General features: G+C 45.3%; 1 protein-coding gene. It reads left to right on the top strand.

Annotation, left to right across the window (positions count from 1 at the left end; genetic code table 11):
- The coding region (locus tag AB4653_RS07985; RefSeq protein WP_372103769.1) for an acyl-CoA dehydrogenase domain-containing protein at positions 1–617 on the top strand (617 nt) is incomplete at its 5' end.
- Positions 618–855: the final 238 nt, after the last annotated feature.

The following is an 855-nucleotide window of genomic DNA, read 5'->3' on the forward strand; positions in this document are numbered from 1 at the left end:
CAGCAAGACTGGGGGATATCCTGAGTCAACTCTACCTAGGTTCAGCAACACTTAAGCGCTTTGAAAGCGAAGGTAGCCATGCTGAAGATCTCCCATTAGTCCATTGGGGTATGCAAGACAGCTTGCGTCAAACTGAAGTCGCGATTGATGAGTTCTTGGCGAACTTCCCTAACCCTGTGATTGGTCAACTACTTCGCGTTGTGTTAATGCCATTTGGCCGTATCCGTCGTGCACCAAACGACAAGTTGGATAGCCAAGTCGCGCAAATCCTACAAACACCAAGTGAAACACGCTCTCGTATCGGCCGTGGCCAATACTTGGAAGCAACGGAATACAACCCTGTAGGCAAGATTGAAAAAGCGCTAGAAGTGATTCTTCAAGCTGAACCTCTGTTCGATAAGGTTTGTAAAGAAACACATCAAAAACGTGCTTTCTTACGACTCGACCTTGTCGCTCAGCTGGGACTTGAGAAAGGTATCTTAACGCAAGAAGAAGCAAATCTTCTGATTAGCGCTGAGGAACATAGACTGTACACAATTAACGTTGATGACTTCTCACCAGAGGAGCTTGCAGCAAAGACTCAGTACCCAGAACAATCGATTGATAACGTCGCTTAAGGTCAGAGACAGAAACAAAAACGGGACTCCTATGAGTCCCGTTTTTTTATTCATCACTTCATTGTCACAAATTTTAATGCTTACTATCTCGAGGCTTGCTCTATCTAAATTTAGTCTCTCGAGGTTTGTTGTCCCGAGGTTTACTCACTCAAGACAACAACCTCAAGACAACTCTAGGAATGCAGACTAGTTACTTAGGTGCCTTGAGCTGCATCTCGGGTAACGCTCTCTTCTTCGC

The sequence above is a fragment of the Vibrio sp. 10N.222.48.A3 genome, assembly GCF_041475345.1.
GTDB lineage: Bacteria > Pseudomonadota > Gammaproteobacteria > Enterobacterales > Vibrionaceae > Vibrio > Vibrio tasmaniensis_A.